Annotated in this window: 12 protein-coding genes; 7 read left to right on the forward strand and 5 right to left on the reverse strand. The window is 56.6% G+C overall.

Annotation, left to right across the window (positions count from 1 at the left end):
• Positions 1 to 6 precede the first annotated feature (6 nt).
• Both QA596_11385 and QA596_11390 read right to left on the reverse strand, forming a co-directional pair.
• Complete coding sequence (locus QA596_11385; GenBank protein MDG5768064.1) at positions 7 to 1,041, reverse strand: VWA domain-containing protein; 1,035 nt, start codon at positions 1,039 to 1,041, stop codon at positions 7 to 9.
• The gene (locus QA596_11390; protein MDG5768065.1) at positions 1,038 to 2,450 is read right to left on the reverse strand and encodes a DUF4147 domain-containing protein; all 1,413 of its coding nucleotides are present in this window, start codon (positions 2,448 to 2,450) and stop codon (positions 1,038 to 1,040) included. The genes QA596_11385 and QA596_11390 overlap by 4 nt, the downstream gene beginning before the upstream one ends.
• Positions 2,451 to 2,678: 228 nt before the next feature.
• On the opposite strand from QA596_11390, the gene cysS reads away from it, so the two are divergent.
• From cysS to hisA, 3 genes are all read left to right on the forward strand, one after another.
• Positions 2,679 to 4,181 (forward strand): cysteine--tRNA ligase, encoded by a 1,503-nt coding sequence (cysS, locus tag QA596_11395; GenBank protein MDG5768066.1) that lies wholly within the window; start codon positions 2,679 to 2,681, stop codon positions 4,179 to 4,181.
• Positions 4,182 to 4,388: 207 nt separating this feature from the next.
• Complete coding sequence (gene lgt, locus QA596_11400; GenBank protein ID MDG5768067.1) at positions 4,389 to 5,477, forward strand: prolipoprotein diacylglyceryl transferase; 1,089 nt, start codon at positions 4,389 to 4,391, stop codon at positions 5,475 to 5,477.
• Between the two features lie 236 nt (positions 5,478 to 5,713).
• A complete protein-coding gene (hisA, locus tag QA596_11405) occupies positions 5,714 to 6,439 on the forward strand; it encodes a 1-(5-phosphoribosyl)-5-[(5-phosphoribosylamino)methylideneamino]imidazole-4-carboxamide isomerase (GenBank protein ID MDG5768068.1) in 726 nt (241 codons plus the stop codon).
• 40 nt (positions 6,440 to 6,479) lie between these two features.
• On the opposite strand, the gene QA596_11410 is transcribed toward hisA, so the two are convergent.
• The gene (locus QA596_11410) at positions 6,480 to 7,901 is read right to left on the reverse strand and encodes a hypothetical protein (protein ID MDG5768069.1); all 1,422 of its coding nucleotides are present in this window, start codon (positions 7,899 to 7,901) and stop codon (positions 6,480 to 6,482) included.
• A gap of 273 nt (positions 7,902 to 8,174) precedes the next feature.
• Entirely contained in the window at positions 8,175 to 8,768 is a 594-nt protein-coding gene (locus tag QA596_11415) for a hypothetical protein (protein ID MDG5768070.1), read from the reverse strand.
• Positions 8,769 to 8,900: 132 nt separating this feature from the next.
• Between QA596_11415 and hisF the strand changes: the two genes are divergently transcribed.
• From hisF to QA596_11435, 4 genes are all read left to right on the forward strand, one after another.
• Positions 8,901 to 9,656, forward strand: coding sequence for an imidazole glycerol phosphate synthase subunit HisF (gene hisF / locus QA596_11420; GenBank protein MDG5768071.1), 756 nt, complete (start codon positions 8,901 to 8,903; stop codon positions 9,654 to 9,656).
• 114 nt (positions 9,657 to 9,770) lie between these two features.
• Complete coding sequence (gene hisIE, locus QA596_11425; protein MDG5768072.1) at positions 9,771 to 10,403, forward strand: bifunctional phosphoribosyl-AMP cyclohydrolase/phosphoribosyl-ATP diphosphatase HisIE; 633 nt, start codon at positions 9,771 to 9,773, stop codon at positions 10,401 to 10,403.
• Positions 10,404 to 10,571: 168 nt separating this feature from the next.
• On the forward strand, positions 10,572 to 13,367 hold the full coding sequence (locus tag QA596_11430) for a CotH kinase family protein (GenBank protein ID MDG5768073.1): 2,796 nt from the start codon (positions 10,572 to 10,574) through the stop codon (positions 13,365 to 13,367).
• Positions 13,368 to 13,463: 96 nt separating this feature from the next.
• Positions 13,464 to 17,021: a CotH kinase family protein gene (locus QA596_11435; GenBank protein MDG5768074.1), complete on the forward strand. Its 3,558-nt coding sequence runs from the start codon at positions 13,464 to 13,466 to the stop codon at positions 17,019 to 17,021.
• Between the two features lie 156 nt (positions 17,022 to 17,177).
• Here the strand turns inward: QA596_11435 and QA596_11440 are convergent, their stop codons facing one another.
• Positions 17,178 to 18,299 (reverse strand): DUF4397 domain-containing protein, encoded by a 1,122-nt coding sequence (locus QA596_11440; GenBank protein MDG5768075.1) that lies wholly within the window; start codon positions 18,297 to 18,299, stop codon positions 17,178 to 17,180.
• Between the last annotated feature and the right edge of the window lie 299 nt (positions 18,300 to 18,598).

An 18,598-nucleotide genomic window follows, 5' to 3' on the forward strand; every position in this document is an offset into this window, starting at 1 on the left:
TGGACATCAAGGCGGGGTATGCTCCGGCCTCCGGTAGCCCGGTATCAGCAATGTGGCTGTAAAACAGAGCAGACTGAGAGTCAGCGGTATCGCAAAACGGTTCCGGTACAGGGTAATCTCTTCGGTTGCGAATGTACTGCGGTCGAGGTGTCCCAGCTGGCGGATGAACCCCTCGATGTTGTGGGCCGTCCGCGAAATCTGGAAATACTGCCCCCCGGAAAGTGACGCCATTTCACGCAGTATCTCCGGCTCGAGCCGGGTCGTTACCACCTGGCCCTGACGGTCGCGGTGAAAATCCACAAATGCCCCGGTCTCGGGATGGTGATGCGGGATGCGTCCCCCCTCTTCGGTCCCGATGCCAACCGTGAAGATATATACATTCATCCCAAGCAGTTGCCGGAGCGGCTCGCTGTACCGGTCCATGTGGTCCTCTCCATCGGAAAAAATCATCAGCACCCGCGCGGGATCGTCGCGCCCGGATCGCGATGAGGACTCAAAAGCACTTACCGCCTCTTCAAACATCGGCCGAAAATCGGTAGTGGTCGACGGCATGATATCCGGTTCGGCGATATCCAGGAACATGCGGAACGCGGAGTAGTCGGTGGTCAGCGGGCAGTGCAGCATGGCATGGCCCGTGAACAGAAGCAATCCGATGCGGTCATTGCTCAAATGCTCCAGCAGCCTGTTAATTTCAAAACGCGCCTTCTCGAGACGGTTCGGGCGCACATCCTCGGCCAGCATGCTCAGGGAAAGATCAAGGGCGACAATCAGATCCAGCTGATCACGATGCACTTCCCTGACTTCAGTTCCGATTTTGGGTCCGGCGAGTGCCATGATCAAAAACAGCAATCCCGCATAAAACAGCCCTTCCTTAATGCGAAGAGCTCGTTCCACGCGATGCGGCTGCAACCGCGAAAACAGGGTATCCGAAAAGTATTTTTCCCGCCGTTTCCGGAAGCGCCAGGCTGCATAGCGCCCGGCGCCATAGAGCAAAGGAATCAACAATAACAACCAGAAATAGCCGGGGGAGTCCCAAATCATTTCTCTATCAACACTATTTGAATATCCATCAGGTTGTTACCTGTAACGCCGATCTGCAGCAAACCGTCTGTTTTCCGGAAAAAATTCCAGGAGTCGTTGTTTTCCAGGTACGGCTCGGGGTCCACCCCCAGTTTTCTGGCATCCAGCCCGGTTTGTGCATTGCAAACGGCCCCGGCGGCATTGGTCTCGCCGTCACGCCCGTCGGTTCCCCCGCTCAGAAACGTAATATGATGCTGTCCCTCCAGGGCCATAACCGCACTCAACGCCATTTCCTGATTCCGGCCGCCTTTGCCGTTGCCCTTCACCGTAACGGTTGATTCCCCGTAGTAAATCAACGCGGCGGGTTTCTCTACCGGCCGGTTGCGCACCAGCACATCCACCGCCTCACCCGAAATGGTTTTGGCAACCTTGCGGGCTTCACCCGTCATAAACCCCTCATGCACATGGGCATGATACCCCAGTGAAATCGCCCCTTTTTTGATCTCTTCGGCAACTTTCTCGGCGCTGGCCAGAACATTGAAATGCGTGGGATATTTTTGGGCGGATGTCTCCCCGGCATCCGTTCGGCCATCATCAGACCGGCCGGCCGGCTTTTGGCTGAAAAACCCTGTTCCCGCCGCCGCATTCGCTTTTGGAGCTTCCGGCTTCAGCAACAGCCTCAGAACGGCACGCGGCACTCTCTTGTCGATATCGTATTTCCTCAGCAGCTCCAGCGCTTCCTCCGGGCCGACCGGGTCATCGACCAGCGGACCGCTTCCAATGTCTGCGGGATCATTGCCCGGCACATCCGAAATGGCCAGCACTTCCACCATGGCCTCGCCAAAACAGGGCCGGAGCTTGCCGCCCTTCACTTTCGAAACACTCTTCCGGATTCGGTTGATCTCCCGGATCGGGGCCCCGCATCGCAGCAATTCACGATACAGGCCGCGGATATCCTCCATTTCAAGATCATCATGAGGCATACAAAGCAGGGACGAGCTCCCGCCGCTCATCAGATAGATGACCAGGTCCGTCTCTCGCACATCGGAGGCCACCTCCATCAGCTCAAATGTGGCGGTAAGGCTGTTCAGGTCCGGCACCGGGTGGGACGCCTCAAACTGCTGAATACGTTCGGTATCCGTTTTCAGTCCGTAGGGACAAATAACGATCCCGTCGTAGATCCATTTGCCCAGAACACGCTCGAGCTCCAGCGCCATGCGTCCGGCCGCCTTTCCGGAGCCGAACACCCAGATCCGGCGATCCTCCGGCAGGGCGTAGGAGCGCCCGCAAACACTCAGGATATCATCATCCGGGATCACGTTATCGCGAATGATCTTTTCGGGGGCCACGGCTTCGAGTCCGTGGAGAAACAGTCGCCTGATGTCCTCCGCCTGTTTCTGGTAAATTTTATTCTCCTTCTTGACCGTCATGGGCATATCCGGCAGCCTGGGTTCGGCGTTGAGCGTTATCGGTTGATCGACAGCCCTCCGAAAATAAGAAATCCCGCAGTCTATGTTGCGGAATATCGGCAAAATAAATTCGCCATTTATCCTTTCGCCCCTCCTTTCGTATCTTCGGATACATTCCGGCAGCCTGCAGACCGGTTCACGCACACCGGCCATCCCCAATCTCAAACCACAATCTTCCATTTACCCCACATGGAGAACCTTCAGATCTTCAACACCCTTACCAGAAAAAAAGAGACCTTCAAACCGCTGAAAGAGGGTTTCGTCGGAATCTATGTATGCGGCCCGACTGTTTACGGCGACCCTCACCTGGGGCATGCAAAAAGCTATGTGAGTTTTGATGTGGTGGTGCGCTATTTCCGATATCTGGGCTACCGGGTACGGTACGTGCAGAATATCACCGATGTAGGGCATCTGACCGACGATGCGGATGAGGGCGAAGACAAGATGGCCAAACAGTCACGGATCGAGCGACTGGAACCGATGGAAATCGCCGAAAAGTACACGTATCGCTATTTCCGTGACATGGACCGACTGAACGTGATGCGGCCGGACATCTCGCCACGCGCAACCGGCCATATTCCCGAGCAGATCGCCATGATCAAAACCCTGATTGCCAAAGGGCACGCCTATGAAGTGGACGGCAATGTCTATTTCGACGTTACCTCCCTGCCGGACTACGGCAAGCTGAGCGGACGCTCGCTGGATGAGGCCGAGACCGGTTCAAGGGTGGAATCCAGCAGCGCCAAACGGAATCCGGCTGATTTCGCCTTGTGGAAAAAAGCCGACGATTCGCACATCATGCAGTGGGATTCCCCCTGGGGGGATGGGTTTCCGGGATGGCATATCGAGTGCTCCGCCATGGCCACCAAATACCTGGGCAAAACCATCGACATTCATGGCGGCGGACTGGAAAACCAGTTCCCCCATCACGAGTGTGAAATTGCACAGTGTGAAGGGGCGCATCACGAACCGTTTGTTCGTTACTGGATGCACAACAACATGGTGACGCTCAACGGCCAGAAAATGGGTAAATCCCTTGGAAACGCCATTTCACTCGAGCAGTTTTTCAGCGGAGGCCATGAGCTCCTGAGCCGCACATGGGCGCCGGAAGTGATCCGGTTCTTCCTGCTTCAGAGCCATTACCGAAGCACCACCGATTTTTCAGAAACGGCACTGGAGGCAGCTGAAAGCGGCTACCGCAACCTGGTGGAGGTGCTGAACCTGCTGCACGCTGCCGCAACGGCATCAGAGGCATCAGCGACGGAACGGCAGAACGGGCCGGATACGCACGATCACGCCGCCGCATTTGACATCGGCGCGCTCAAACAGGGGCTGCACGAGCGGATGAACGACGATTTCAACAGTGCGCGAGCGATCGCGTTTCTGTTTGAGCAGCTGCGTCCGTTAAAAGCGGGACTTCAGAACGGCAACGCCCCATCCAATGTTGATGACCTGTTCCATTTTGTCGCCTTGTTTTGCCGCGATGTGCTGGCGATCTGGTCACCCGAGGATCAGGCCGGCGGCTCCGGCGACCTGCCGTTTGACGGGGTGATGCAACTGCTCCTGGATCTGCGTCAGCAGGCGCGAAAGAACAAGGATTGGACCACGGCCGACCAGATCCGCGACCGGCTTGCGGAACTTGGTATTTCGGTGGAAGATGGCCCCGAAGGCTCGATATACAAACTCGGTTGAGCGGATTCCGGCAGGTTACCCCGCTCCTGAATCAATACCGATGCTATCACCACATACAATCCCGCACTCATGCCGTTGTGACAACAGGATGCCGGTTACGCATGAACCTTTGGCTTCGGCGCGGCGGGTAGCTATCGCATCATGAATACACGGCACTGCACAATGTTTTACCACATTCTCTGAACTCACCCACTAGTTATCGTCCCCATGTCTTCTGATCATTTTTACTGGGAAGGACAGCCGATCCTGCATCAGTTCGGCGAAATCTCCCTTCCGTTCGCTTTCAGCATACCCGGACTCATTCTGGCGGTGATCGCTTTTCTGCTGCTACCCGGCTATCTGGCCAAATATCTCTCCGGCCAGGCCGATGACAGTCAAAGCAAAAAGAGGCGGCGAAAAAAACGGAAGGAGGGTGCCTCCGGTGATCCGGATGAGGAGCTCACGGGATGGCAGTCGTTCGGGCTGTTCATCGCGCTGCTGGCGATCGGCCAGATCCTGTTCCTGGTACTGCCGGGCCCGACGTTCGAGCAAATCGGACCCATTACCGTGCGCTGGTACGGATTCCTGTTCGCGCTGGCCTTTCTCACCGGCTACTTTATCGGCCGCAAACTCTTCCGGGATGCCGGCGTGGATGTACAGCTGGCCGACCGCCTTCTCACCTACATTGTGGTGGCGACCCTGTTAGGCGCACGGCTGGGCCATGTCATCTTCTATGATTTCGACTATTACATCCGGAACATCCACGAGGTGCTGTTACTCTGGCGGGGTGGTTTGGCCAGCCACGGCGCCACCGTCGGGATCCTGATCGCGCTTTGGCTCTACATCCGAAAGTATCCGCAGATCACCTTTTTCTGGCTGACCGACCGCCTGAGTATTCCGGTAATCCTGGGCGGCTCTTTTATCCGTGTCGGCAATTTCATGAATTCCGAAATCATCGGCCTTCCCTCCGACCTGCCCTGGGCCGTTATTTTCGCAAGGGAGGATCTGCTTCCGCGCCATCCGACCATGCTGTACGAAGCCCTGATCTGCATTGTAATACTGGTCGTGCTGGTCGCGCTGTACTACTATTTCAGAAAAAAACCGCCGGAAGGGCTGCTTACCGGTGTGTTCATGATCCTGCTGTTTACCAGCCGCTTTTTTATTGAATACACCAAGGTGGAACAGGCCGCCTTCACCGAAACCTGGATGGTCGGAATGGGCCAGCTTCTCAGCATTCCGTTTATCCTGTTCGGGATCTGGGTGCTCTGGAAAAAAGTGCAGTGGCCCACTTCCGGTACCATTCCCCCAAAAGAGTAAGGGTATCGCACAACTGTGGATAAAACCCCCGCCGGTTTCCGGACAGAGAGTGTGTGTGACAGCGGCTGGCCGATCTCGAGTAAAGGTGTGTGACAGCGCGGCCTGTTGATTTCCGGTATCGGCGTGAGACAGCGGTCTGCCGGTGAAAAACCGGGCCTCGATTTTACCGGTGATTTCCCTATTTTAAAACGACTGTAGAAGCAAACAAATCATTTAAAACTGGGGAAAAGTTACAGATGCAAGTCATTCCTGCCATCGACCTGTTGAACGGACAGGTTGTGAGATTGAAAAAGGGGGATTATAACGAAGTCACCGTCTATTCCGACAATCCGGTTTCATTCGTCAACCGGTTTCGTGAGGCGGGTTTTACGCATATCCATGTGGTGGATTTGAATGGAGCACGGGAAGGGCGATTTGTCAACCTGCCCGTGATTGAAACGATCATTGAGGAAACCGGCGTAAGCGTCCAGTGCGGCGGGGGGATCAGGAGTCGCGGTGATATCAAAACACTGATCAAGGCCGGTGTCGCCCGGATCGTAAGCAGTTCGATGGCAGCCCAGTATCCCGACGAGTGGCAGGCCTCGATCGACATGTACGGCGGTGACACCTGCATCCTCGGTCTGGACATCAAAAACGGCAAAATGGCTTACGGTGGATGGGAGGAGACCTCGGATGAAAGCGCGATGGATTTTCTCGGCGGAATGGTCCGCCTGGGGGTGAAAACCATCCTCTGTACGGATGTGTCGCGCGACGGAATGCTCACGGGAATCAACTCCGGCCTGTACAACGAAATTTCGAAACGGTACCCCCAGGTGAACATCATCGCATCGGGAGGTGTCGCCGATGAAGAGGACCTGCGACACCTCGCCATCGAAGGGATGTACGGCGTGGTGGTGGGCCGGGCCTTTTACGAAGGTAAACTGAGTCTCGAGAGGATGATCGCCTACCACAACCCTGATTAACGGCAATCAGCCTGCCACAACCCGGATGCCACCGATCCGTCTACTCCTGCCGAACGGTAATTTCCAGCGATTGCTCGCCCCCGGCGGGAACTGCTACAGCGTACACACGGCGATCGGCCGACTGCTCTTCAGGCTCCATGCTCTCTTTCATGATTCGGCGGACCCCGTGCAGCGGCACTTCAACCATCACCACCACGTCATCGCCGGATGCGTTACTGACCGTGATCTGACGCTGTTCCTCCTGTGTTCTTCCGGCTATTTGATCCCGTGCGGACACTTGTTCGGTAACCGCGATATCAAACGCCTCGCCGGTGGTCACGCGGACCCGCTCACCGGCGGTTTTACCTGAAATACGGTCCTGGCCCAGCAGCTCCAAACGTCGACCGGTGCCGGCTTCTCCGGTTTCATAGACCCTGACCTCACCTGCCGGCATGGGGTTCCCCAACCCTTTGGCCCCTTCATTGGAAAACTGGTAGGTCACCGATACGCTTCTCGCATCCCGGAACCCGGAGGAGAACGGCCGGGCTGTGTGCCGGTACTCTTTTTCAAAGGCGATATCGAAGGCCGTTATGAGGGGAATCTGGAGGGTCTCCTGCTCCCGGAGATCCCGTTTCCCGTCCAGCTCATAGACGTAGTAGTCCGCCAGCGGCTCCGGCGCTGTGCCGGCGGCATCAGCCCGCATCATCTCCCGGCCATGAGGCGCACCGAAATAGTCGTAGGCATGGCGGGGTGTAACCGAAACCTCGCCGGCCACCAGGCGCAGGCCTGCCCCGGAAAAATCGGTGCCGGTAAGGTTGCGTATCGTGGCCCTGCCTTCCAGCGATGCTTTCCGGGATTCGTGATCCAGTACCAGGCTGTAATCCGCTTGCCACGACAGGTTATTGGCAATGTAGTACAAGTCCAGCGCATAGGTTCCGGCTTTCCCGACAGAAATACCGGCGTGGATACGCGCGCCCTCGCTTTTCACGGGTGGCATGGAGTCAAACTCCAGGCGATACTGGTAGGGATTCTGCAGCAGAGTGTATTTCCCGCTGTCGAGCTTGAGGATGAGCCGCCCCTGGGAAAAATCCACCAGTTCTCCCTCAATCAGCTGATCGGTCTCACTGATCATGCGGATGTGCCGGCCGGTCAGTTCCCGGAACAGGCTGTCCCACCCATGAAATTCGGAGTCAATCCGGAGTTCGGTTATCTCTCCATCCACAACCAGATGCACCGACCCGGTATCCATCTGCCGGGCCAACTGATCCAAAACCACCCGGCTTTCACCTGCCGGCAGCTGCACTTCGCGGCTGTCATGGACCCAGGCAAAACGGGGATAGATCGTCAACTCCAGTGCCTTTCGCTCTCCGCTGTCCGCGAGAAGCAGTACCGGCGCCGCCATCAGAAAAATCAAAACCGCCATGGTTCCACGCGTAATAGCACCTTGCCAAAGACGTTCTCGCCTGCCATTCATTTTTTTCATGATCGAATACTCTGTTACTTACGTGGTGATGAGGTGAATACAAGAATTCACGGCCGGACGGTACCGCAATGCACCGTTACGTGCTACAAACAGATCTTTTGTGCCATCGCATCGGGGAGCGGGGGAACAATTCGGCCCGGGGCAGCGGCCACATCCACCAACAGATACACTCCAAACCGGAGCATACCTATCGGCCGGACACGGACATCGACAGATCACATCATCGGCTTCATGCCTGGTGAGCTTTCTTCGCCGTGTATCGAAGCACAGAAATCAGTAGATCATATCATCGGCCAGAACGAATTCGGCACGATAGCGCGGCTCGTCGTGGCGCTCGAGATAATAGACAAACGTCATCTCTTCCAGATCAACTTCCATCATCCAGACATTGGTGGATGCTTCCGGCAGCATCTCCGCGGTTTCGTCATCGGCGGGGAAAAACTGGCGAAACGCATCACCGCGATGATCGGCAAATCCGCCGTAGTTGGTGAGGTCTTCCGGGGTGCCGTCTTCATGGCGATGATCATGTTTAAGCAGCAGGTCTCCGTCTTGCAGAGTCAGCACCCAGGTACGTGACGTGTTATCGTCCACATGGAAGGGGATCCTGATCTCATTCTCTTCGCACACAGCGACATGCATGTAGAGCTCGGCTCCGACCATTTCATGATCGGGATCCTCGGGATAGGTAGTCTCCCCATAGAATTCCTGATCGCACAGGCTTCGGAGGGTTTCGAAAAAGGCTTCGTGGGTGGTCAGCTGAAACTCCTCTTCGGTGACTACCGGCTCCTCGCCGTTACAGGCCAGGCCGGACAGTGAAAGGGCGACCAACAGGGTCAACAGGGACAAACGATGTGAGAAGGCAAACATATGTTGTTCAATTTGATTATTTTGGGATGATAAAGCCACGTTTCCCGGCTATTGCGATACCGGGAAAAAGCCGTTCGGAAAAAAACTTGTCGAACCGGATGGTAAAACAATTACACCAAAAAAGCAGAAGTATTGTTAGCAAAACGTATCATTCCCTGTCTTGATATAAAGGAAGGGCGCACGGTCAAGGGGGTTAACTTTGTAGGCCTCCGGGACGCGGGCGATCCGGTGGAGCTGGCCGGACGCTATTCCAACGAAGGCGCCGACGAACTCGTTTTCCTCGATATCACCGCCACCAATGAAAAGCGCAAAACCCTGGTACCGCTGGTGCGCGACATCGCTCGGCACATCCGCATACCGTTCACCGTAGGAGGTGGTATCGGCAGTGTGGATGAAATCGAGGCTTTGCTTCATGCCGGAGCCGACAAGGTTTCGCTGAACAGCAGCATTGTCCGCAACCCCGACCTGATCACCGAAGCGGCCGACCGGTTCGGCTCCCAGTGTGTAGTGGCCGCCATCGACGCCAAGCGAACCAACGGATCGTGGAATGTCTATATAAATGCCGGACAAAAAGATACCGGAATCGACACCATCGACTGGTGCCGGGAGGCTGCCGAGCGCGGCGCCGGCGAAATCCTGCTCACCAGCATGGATCGCGACGGCACCAAGATCGGGTTCGACAACGAGCTGCTTGCCCTGGTATCGTCGACTGTGGCCGTTCCGCTGATTGCCAGTGGCGGGGCCGGAACCATCGGCCACTGCCTGGATGCCATCACAAAGGGAAAAGCGGACGCGGTACTGGCTGCGAGTATTTTCCATTTTCGCGAGATCGAAATCTCCGACCTCAAACAGGCCATGCATGATGCCGGCATAGCCGTACGCCTGTAGGCCCTTGCCCGAACCGGCAACACGCATGCCCGTGAGGGTTGACAGGCGCCATAGCCGTCCCCGCCCACAGGTTTTGGTGCCGAATAACTTACCGACGCAACAACCCCCTTTTCCATGATTTCAGCCAAGGATATTGATTTTGACAAAGACGGCGGACTGGTACCGGCCGTAATTCAGGACAGCCACACCAAACAGGTGCTGATGCTCGGCTACATGAACCGGGAAGCCCTGCAGGAAACGATCGAAACCGGCAAGGTTACCTTCTACAGCCGCTCGAAGAAACGGCTTTGGATGAAAGGTGAAGAATCGGGCAATGTGCTGAATGTGGTCAGCGTCCAGCACGATTGTGACAATGACGCCATTCTGGTGGAAGCCAGTCCCGTCGGACCAACCTGCCACACGGGCGAAACCTCCTGTTTTCATCAGCTTCCCTACCATGCCCCGGCCAGGCCGGATGGCCCCGATGGCGGACTCGCTTTCCTGAACGAACTTCAGGAGTTGCTCTATGAACGCAAAACCCGACTCCCGGAGGGATCCTACACCAGTAAGATGTTCCGGAAAGGCCGGGATAAGCTGGCACAGAAAGTGGGCGAAGAAGCCGTGGAGACCGTCATTGCGGTGAAGAACTCCAGGGATGAGTTCACTTATGAAGCCTCCGACCTGCTGTTCCACCTGATGATGCTGCTCGTCGGCGAAGGCATGAAAATCGAAGACCTTGTTGAAGAGCTGAAAAAAAGGCACAAATAGTCTGCCGACGGATTTTTGGGCTAATGTGGAAATGTAACGGCATTCCGAACCTTCAACACAGGTAAGCACGACACGTCGGGAGTCCATGCCGGCCGCCTCATCCGGACAAACAAGACCTCTTTGGCAAAAGATCACCGCGCTGTAATGTTTTACCGTGTTATACCAGTCATGCCGATATTGCTGCTGCTTCTGCCCGGCCTGCTGCTTGCCCGGAGCACCGGCAGCGAAGACCCGGCCCGCGGAAACGCGAAAGACGTGGTGATCAACGAAATCCAGGCATCCAACAACTCCACACTTCCCGATAATGATGGTGACTACGAAGACTGGATAGAGCTGTACAACGCCGGCGCCAGCACCGCGTATATCGGCTACTTCGGCCTGTCGGACGACCACAGCCAGCCTTACCGTTGGATTTTCCCGGCCGGCACAAAAATCCCTCCGGGCGAATATCTCCTCATCTGGGCTTCCGGCAAAGACCGGGCAACACCCGGTAAGCCGCTGCATACGAATTTCGCAATTGCGCGTGAAGGTGAGGGCTTGGTGCTGACCGACATTGACGGCAATCTGATAGATAAGGTCCCGCCGACACCGATTCCGTCGGATCTCTCTTTCGGCCGGCAGCCCGACGGGTCCGATACCTGGCGCTTTTTTCAGGAACCCACGCCCGGTGCTTGCAACACCGCAGCCACCGGGTACAACAGCATATTGAATGCGCCCGAAGCCCATCCGCCCGGCGGGTTTCATGCCGGGAAGGTTACCGTAAACCTGAGCGGCTACCCCGGGGACGCCGAGGTTCGTTATACGCTGGACGGATCCGAGCCGACGGCCGATTCGCCGCTCTATGACGGCCCAGTCATCATAACCGACCGTTCCGAAGAACCCAACGACCTTTCCGAAATCCTTGACATCTCGCACCGGTACGCGCCGGCGGCATCACCCGAAGAGAACGTGTACAAGGGCACAGTGTTGCGGGCCAGGGCCTTCCGCGAAGGCGACATCGCGGGTCCGGCGATGACCGAAACCTATTTTATCCATGATGACGGGGCCGACCGCTACTCCTTCGCCGTGATCAACCTGTCCACCGACCCCGACCATCTTTTCGGCCACGAAAACGGGATTTACGTGCTGGGCCGTGTTCATGAGGAGTGGATTGAGCAGGGCGGCAGGAATTTCAATGGTGGTGCTCCTGCCAATTATAACCAGCGGGGGCGCGGCTGGGAGCGGCCGGCTCATATGGTGATGTTTGATGAGGATGGAAACCAGGTGGTGAGCCAGGATATCGGCATCCGGATTCACGGGGGATGGTCCCGGGCTTTCCCTCAGAAAAGCTTCCGCCTCTACTCCCGCAGCGACTATGGCGAAAGCCGGTTCCGGTACCGATTCTTTCCGGACCTGGAGCTTGACGATTTCAACCGGCTGATACTGCGGCAATCGGGTCAGGATGTGACCTCCACCATGTTCCGGGATATCTTCATTCAGGAAAGCGTCGGGCACATGCAGTTCGACATTCAGCATTACCGGCCGGCGATCCTGTTTCTGAATGGCGAGTACTGGGGCATTTACAACATCCGGCAACGGTACGACCGCCACTATATCGAGACGCATTACGATGTCGGGGAAGATGAGCTGGACTTGCTGACCCGCTCGGCGGAGACTCCCAAAGAGGGAGACAACACGGACTATCTGGTGCTTCGCGGATACATAAACAGCCGGGACATGTCGGAACCGGAACATTACGAGTATGTCAAACAGCACATCGACACCGATAACCTCATCGACTACTTCATCGCTCAGATATACTCCGACAACCGCGACTGGCCACACAACAACATCGATTTCTGGCGGATGAACCACGGCGAATACCGTCCAGACAGCTCCATACCGGAACAGGACGGTCGCTGGCGGTGGCTCATGTTCGACACCGACTGGGGGTTCGGCTGGCTCTCCTCCATCAACAACAACACCCTGGACCGGGTAACCGGCGATGGCCGTGAACCCTGGGCAAATCTGGTCTTTGACGGGCTTATGGACAACCGGTCGTTTCGTAACCGGTTCATGAACCGGTTTGCCGACATGCTGAATACCGCTTTTCTGCCGGAGCGGCTTCACGGGCTCCTGGATTCGCTGGAAGCCCTCTATGCCGTTGAAATTGCCGAGCACATCGCCCGCCGCGGACATGCGGGCAACTGGGAGTATCCCATGAGCAAAAACGCGTGGCGGCAGGAGGTGGCAGAGATACGTGACTTTGCCGAAGGCCGACCCGCTTTCCAAATGCGGCATTTGATGCGCTATGACAACCGGGATACCATCCCCCTGCTCCTTGATGTTACTACCCCCGGCAAAGGGCACATCCAGGTCAATTCCATTGCCATTGATCCGTCGACACCCGGGGTCGGTGATGCCCCCTGGCCCTGGTCGGGCACCTATTTCCGGAATATTCCCGTGCAGCTGTCCGCAGTACCGGAGGATGGCTTTGAATTTGCGAGGTGGGTCTCGATACCTCCGGAGCAACCTCCCGACAGCACCGGCAAATCACAGAACAGCCGGATATCGGATGATGGTGAGCCATATGGAACACCCATCACCATAAGCACGGATCCTTCCCTGACCCTGCCGATGACGGAGCCTGTTCGGCTCGCAGCAGAATTCCGAGAAGAAAAAACACCCACCGGCATCCCTGAGGAACAGCCGGACACCTATGCCCTGCACCAGAACTATCCGAACCCCTTCAATCCGCAAACCCATATCACCTTCACGCTGCCGGTTGCGGAACATGTTGTGATCGACGTATATGACATCACCGGCCGGCACATCACACGGCTGCTTGACGAACAGCGCAGTGCCGGGCGGCACCAGATCACTTTCGGCCCTTCCGGCGGCACCGAACTGGCCAGCGGTATTTATCTGTACCGGATGGAAGCCGGCAAGTGGTCAGAAACAAAAAGAATGACCCTCATCAAATAAAACCGGAAGAATCCCGGTTATTTTTTTACCATGCTACTGGTATAAACCCAACGCATCCTTCAACCGTATCATCGTTCCACCGTGTACTCGTTCCGCTTGTTTATAGCACCCATTATTGCGTGGCTCCTGACGCTTTCGGGCGCAAGCGCCGTCAACGGGCAGCCTGCGGTAGTCATCAACGAGCTCCAGGCGTCCAACAATACGACGCTTGCCGACGAGGACGGGGATTACGAAGACTGGATCGAGCTTTACAATACGGGTGTGGATACGGTGAATGTAAGCTGGTTCGGGCTGTCGGACGACCCCGGGCGGCCTTTCAGATGGACCCTTCCTCCCGGCACGGAAATCGCGCCCGGTGAGTTTCTCCTGATCTGGGCTTCCGGAAAAGACCGGAGCGATCCCGCGAATCCGCTGCACACCGGCTTCAGTATCGCCCAGGCGGGAGAGCCGATTCTTCTTACCCATTTCCAGGGAACCCGTATTGACGAGGTCGCCCCGACACGTATCCCCTCCGACATCTCATACGGGCGCTACCCGGACGGTGCGCAGGAATGGTACTTTTTCACGGAACCGAGTCCCGGCGCACCCAATACCAAACCTGCCTACCGGGGCCAGGCCGCCGATCCGGTGTTATCGCACCAGGGCGGTTTTTACCAACGCGAAATCGTCCTTGAGGCAACCGCCTCGGCCGGCGACACCATCCGCTATACCCTGGACGGATCGGAGCCCACGCTCAGTGATCCGATAATGCCGGATTCGTTCCGGATCGGGGTCCGTGAACCTGCCGACAAACTGCTGTCACAAATTCCGACCAATCCCCCGGAAACCTCTGAACAGCACGCCTGGAAAGAGCCGGCCGTAACTCCGTTTCTGGCAACGGTACTCCGTATGCGCGCTTTCAATGGCGATGCCATGCCTTCGCGAATTGCAACCCATACCTTTTTTGTATCCGGTGATGATCCGGCCGACACCCGGCCTTTTGCCGACCGCTATCCATTGCCGGTGATCTCTCTGGCCACCGACTCCCTGAGCCTGTTCGATCACGAAACCGGCATCTACATTCCCGGCAAACGCTACGAAGATAACTGGTACGTGCCGCCCTGGGGACATCCCTATGCCAACTATTTCAACCGTGGCATGGCATGGGAGCGTCCGGCTTCGATGGAGTTCTTCGACCCGGAGCAGGGGCGGTTACACCACCAGGATATCGGCATCCGTATTCACGGGGCGATGTCGCGCGCCATGCCCATGAAATCCCTCCGCCTCTATGCGCGAAGTGAATACGGGGAGCGCCGCTTTGAATACGCCTTCTTCGACCACCCGGACTCCCACCCCGAATACCAGGCTTCCGGTGGGTCCGCAGATGAGCCTCCCTCCTACAACCGTTTGATACTGCGCAATTCCGGTCAGGATTTCTACCGTTCAAGCACACTCTTTCGGGACGCGATGAGCCAGGGGCTGGTCAGCCACCTTAACATGGATACGCAGGCCTACCGGCCGGCAATTGTATTCATCAACGGAGAATACTGGGGTATCATGAATATCAGGGAGCGGTACGACCGCCACTATCTCGCGCGTACCTACGGCCTCGACCCGGATCACGTCGACTATCTCGGGGCATTGTCCACCGTCACCGAAGGAGACCGAATCCACTATCAGGAGTACCGCAACTATCTGAGAGACCATAATCTGCCTGACGGCCTCCACTACGCCCACATAAGCACCCTGCTCGACATCGACAATTTCCTGGATTATAATATCGCAAACATATATATCAACAATCTCGACTGGCCAGGCAACAACCGCGAGTATTTTCGTGCACGAACCGAATACGACCCGGACGCGCCGCCGGGACTGGACGGACGCTGGCGCTATATGCTCATCGACACCGATTACGGCTTCGGACATCAAAACCGCTGGGATGATGCCTACCATGACATGCTGGCCGTCGCCACCGGCACTCCGAGCGACGAAGCTCCCAACCCGACCTGGTCGACGATAGAGTTGCGAAAGCTCCTGGAAAACCCGGAATTCCGACATCGTTTCATCACCCGGTTCGCCGACTATCTGAATTCGTTTTTGGCGTCGGAGTATGTAGTGCGCCATATTGATCACTATCGGAAACTGCTTGATCCGGTAATCGAGGAGCATATCGACCGCTGGGGATACCCGTTGCGAAGAAGCTCCTGGGAGAGCCACATCGAAGTGATGAACCATTTTGCCGAAAAACGCCCGTTCCATATGCGGGAACACCTGATGCACTATTTTGATCTGGGAGATACGGTTACCGTGACGCTTGATGTGAACGGCCCTCCGCGCAGCGGCCATATCAGAATAAATGAAATGGCGGTAAACGGTCACACCAGAGGAGTTTCGGACACGCCCTATCCTTGGTCAGGCATCTACTTTACAGAGGTTCCGGTCGAAGTGACCGCCATACCCCGCAGCGGCTACCGGTTCGCAGGATGGGCCGAATTCCCGGATCACAGCTCCGCGCAAATGACCCTGGTTCCGGACGGTGACATTACACTTACAGCCCTGTTTGAGATCGATGAGTCGCCGGATCATGTTCCGGCGTCGCACAACCTCGCCGATGGCCCCTTCAATTTCGGATACTGGCCGGGCGATGCTCCCCCCGGCAGCTTCCCCGATCATATGCATTTCCTCTACATGGACCGCAAACATCCCGGAACGGAGGCCTGGCCTGCGGGAACCATCGATATGCCGTACAATCGTGACACCGGAACCCGCCTCCTGGGACTGGGAGATCAGGGCATCGCCTTTGCCAACAGCGACTCGGACGGGGATGCCATGGATCCCTATGAACATCGTTTGGGTGGAGCTCTCGTCGGATTGCGGACCATCGACCATCATTTTATCGATGTAAGCTGGACCGCCGAAACCATCCAGCCAAATGACCGGGATTACGCCCTTCGGCTGGAATACCGGACCGACACGGATGAGCCGTTTCGTCCGGTGCTCGACCACCGCAACCTGCCTGTACTTTATCGGAGCAACGATCAGCCTGGCCATAAAGCTGTAGTCGGACCGGTGACACTTCCCGGTGACGCAGAGAATCAGCCCTATGTCCAGTTGATGTGGCGCTATTACAAGATGAGCGATGCGGGAAGCGGAAAAGCGGCAGGAATCGATGAAACGGCTGCAAACGAACCTGGATCCGGCGCCGGGGAAATCCGGCAAAACGAACGGGCGGACAGCGACGTTCCGGCTGGAAGTCAGAGTGCCTCCCCCGGCAAAAGCGGCGCAGATTCAGAAACCGGGTCCGGCGGAAATCCACCCATCTTGCGCCTGGATGACATTTACATCACCTCCACACCACTTGCCGCCGATGAGGAGGAAGTCCCGGTTCCCGAGGCGTTCTCCCTGCTGCAAAACTACCCGAACCCGTTTAACCACCAAACCCTGCTGCCCTTTGAGCTGGCGCAACCCGGAAGAGTGACGGTCACGGTCTATTCGATTGACGGCAGGCTGGTTAACCGCTATGAGGAAGGGCGGCTGCAGGCGGGAAGCCACGTACTGACGATCCGGATGGCCGGATGGGCCAGCGGCATGTACCTCGCGCAAATACAGGTTATTTCGGATGGTGGAGAGGTGCTGTACCGCGGATCACGCGGGATGACGCTGATCAAGTAACAGAATATGGCTGTTCCCGTCCACTGAAACGGTTAAAAAAAACGGGCAGCCGCCATTACGACAGCCACCCGCTTTCTGATACACATGGTGATGCAATCTAATCAAATCCCGGGTCATCCGACCTCGGGAGTAATTATTTCAGCCGGTCAAATGACGCTACTTGACCAGCATCATTTTCCGGACATCGGAAAAGGTCCCGGCCTGGATGCGGTACAAATAAAGTCCGCTTGACAACGAAGAGGCGTCAAATGTCACGGAATGGACACCCGCTTCACGCCTTCCCTCCGCAAGAGTGGCCACTCTCTGGCCCTGGATATTGAACACTTCCAGTGTCACGTCGGAGCTTTCGGGAAGCGTAATTGCTATCTGTGTTGTCGGGTTGAAGGGGTTGGGGTAATTCTGTGCCAGCTGGAAAAGCTCCGGCTGATCCACAAACGTGCCCGCGTTTGTGGAAACGCCCTCGGGATCAAGCACCAGCGTTGTGCCGTCGGGAAGAGCTACCAGCAGTGTCAGTGACGCGCCGCCCTGGTTGTCACCCGGACTCAAAAACCCGGATGCGAGCACGGCAGCCCCGAGTCCGTCGGCTCCTGACAAGTCAGCCATGAATTCAAACAGCGCATCGCCCGTTTCGGATGAGCCTTCCAGGCCTATCAGGATCGTGTAGGGGGACGCATCCACGGAGATGAGATCAGTGTGGGCGGTATAAGCCGCACCGGTTACCAGTACCGGTCCATCCTGCACCCACACGTCCACGGCCGGGACGTCGGTCGCGCCATGCCAGATGAAGAAATCCACTCCTCCGTCGGCGGCAGTCTCGGCCGATCCCTCAACAACAAACAGGTCAAATGCGGTCGACGTGCCGTCGGGGTTGGGCGCGAAACCGTCGGTCAGCACTCCGTTTGCGATCACCGTGTAGGTCTCACCGGCGGCAAAATTGGCTCCGTCCAGGGTGTAGGCCGCGTCACCTGCGGGATCGGCTCCGGCGGGATAGATCTCGATGGTCAGGGCCACTCCTGCGGGCACATCCACAAATGCGGTAGCCTCGCGGAACGAGAGCGCTTCAACGAACAGGTCGCCGTTGACATAGATATCCACCGTTTCGGCGGCGGGGTCGGCCGCGTTATGGATGATTTGCGCGCGGGCGGTTTCTTCGCTTGCAATGATGTCACCGGCATTGCTATCTTGGGCTATAGCATGAGATGTCAGTAATATCAGCGGGAGAACAGCTGTCAGAAACAGACGTAGCAGACCCGGTTTTCCAGTATTATTGTACTTCATGGTTCCGTTGGTTTGGGTGAATTTGTTTGGAATAATCTCCATGTTAGCAGGCTGCCTTCGAACTCATCCTGCGCAACCCAAAAAGCAAATCCGACCTGAAATCATTCCCGGAACCATGGAGTTTTTTTTTAAAGCGGGGTCGGCACTATTCATTCAAAAATCCATTAACCAAGCTCTGACAAAGCGTTACATACCCTGCAAAATATGTGGCACGTCAGAGTACCGAACCTGTTCCGATATCAGTATCTTCGGAATGACCGGAGAAATTCGGACTGTAAAGCGCACTGGAACAGCCCTCA

The organism is Balneolales bacterium ANBcel1 (assembly GCA_029688905.1).
GTDB lineage: Bacteria > Bacteroidota > Rhodothermia > Balneolales > Natronogracilivirgulaceae > SLLW01.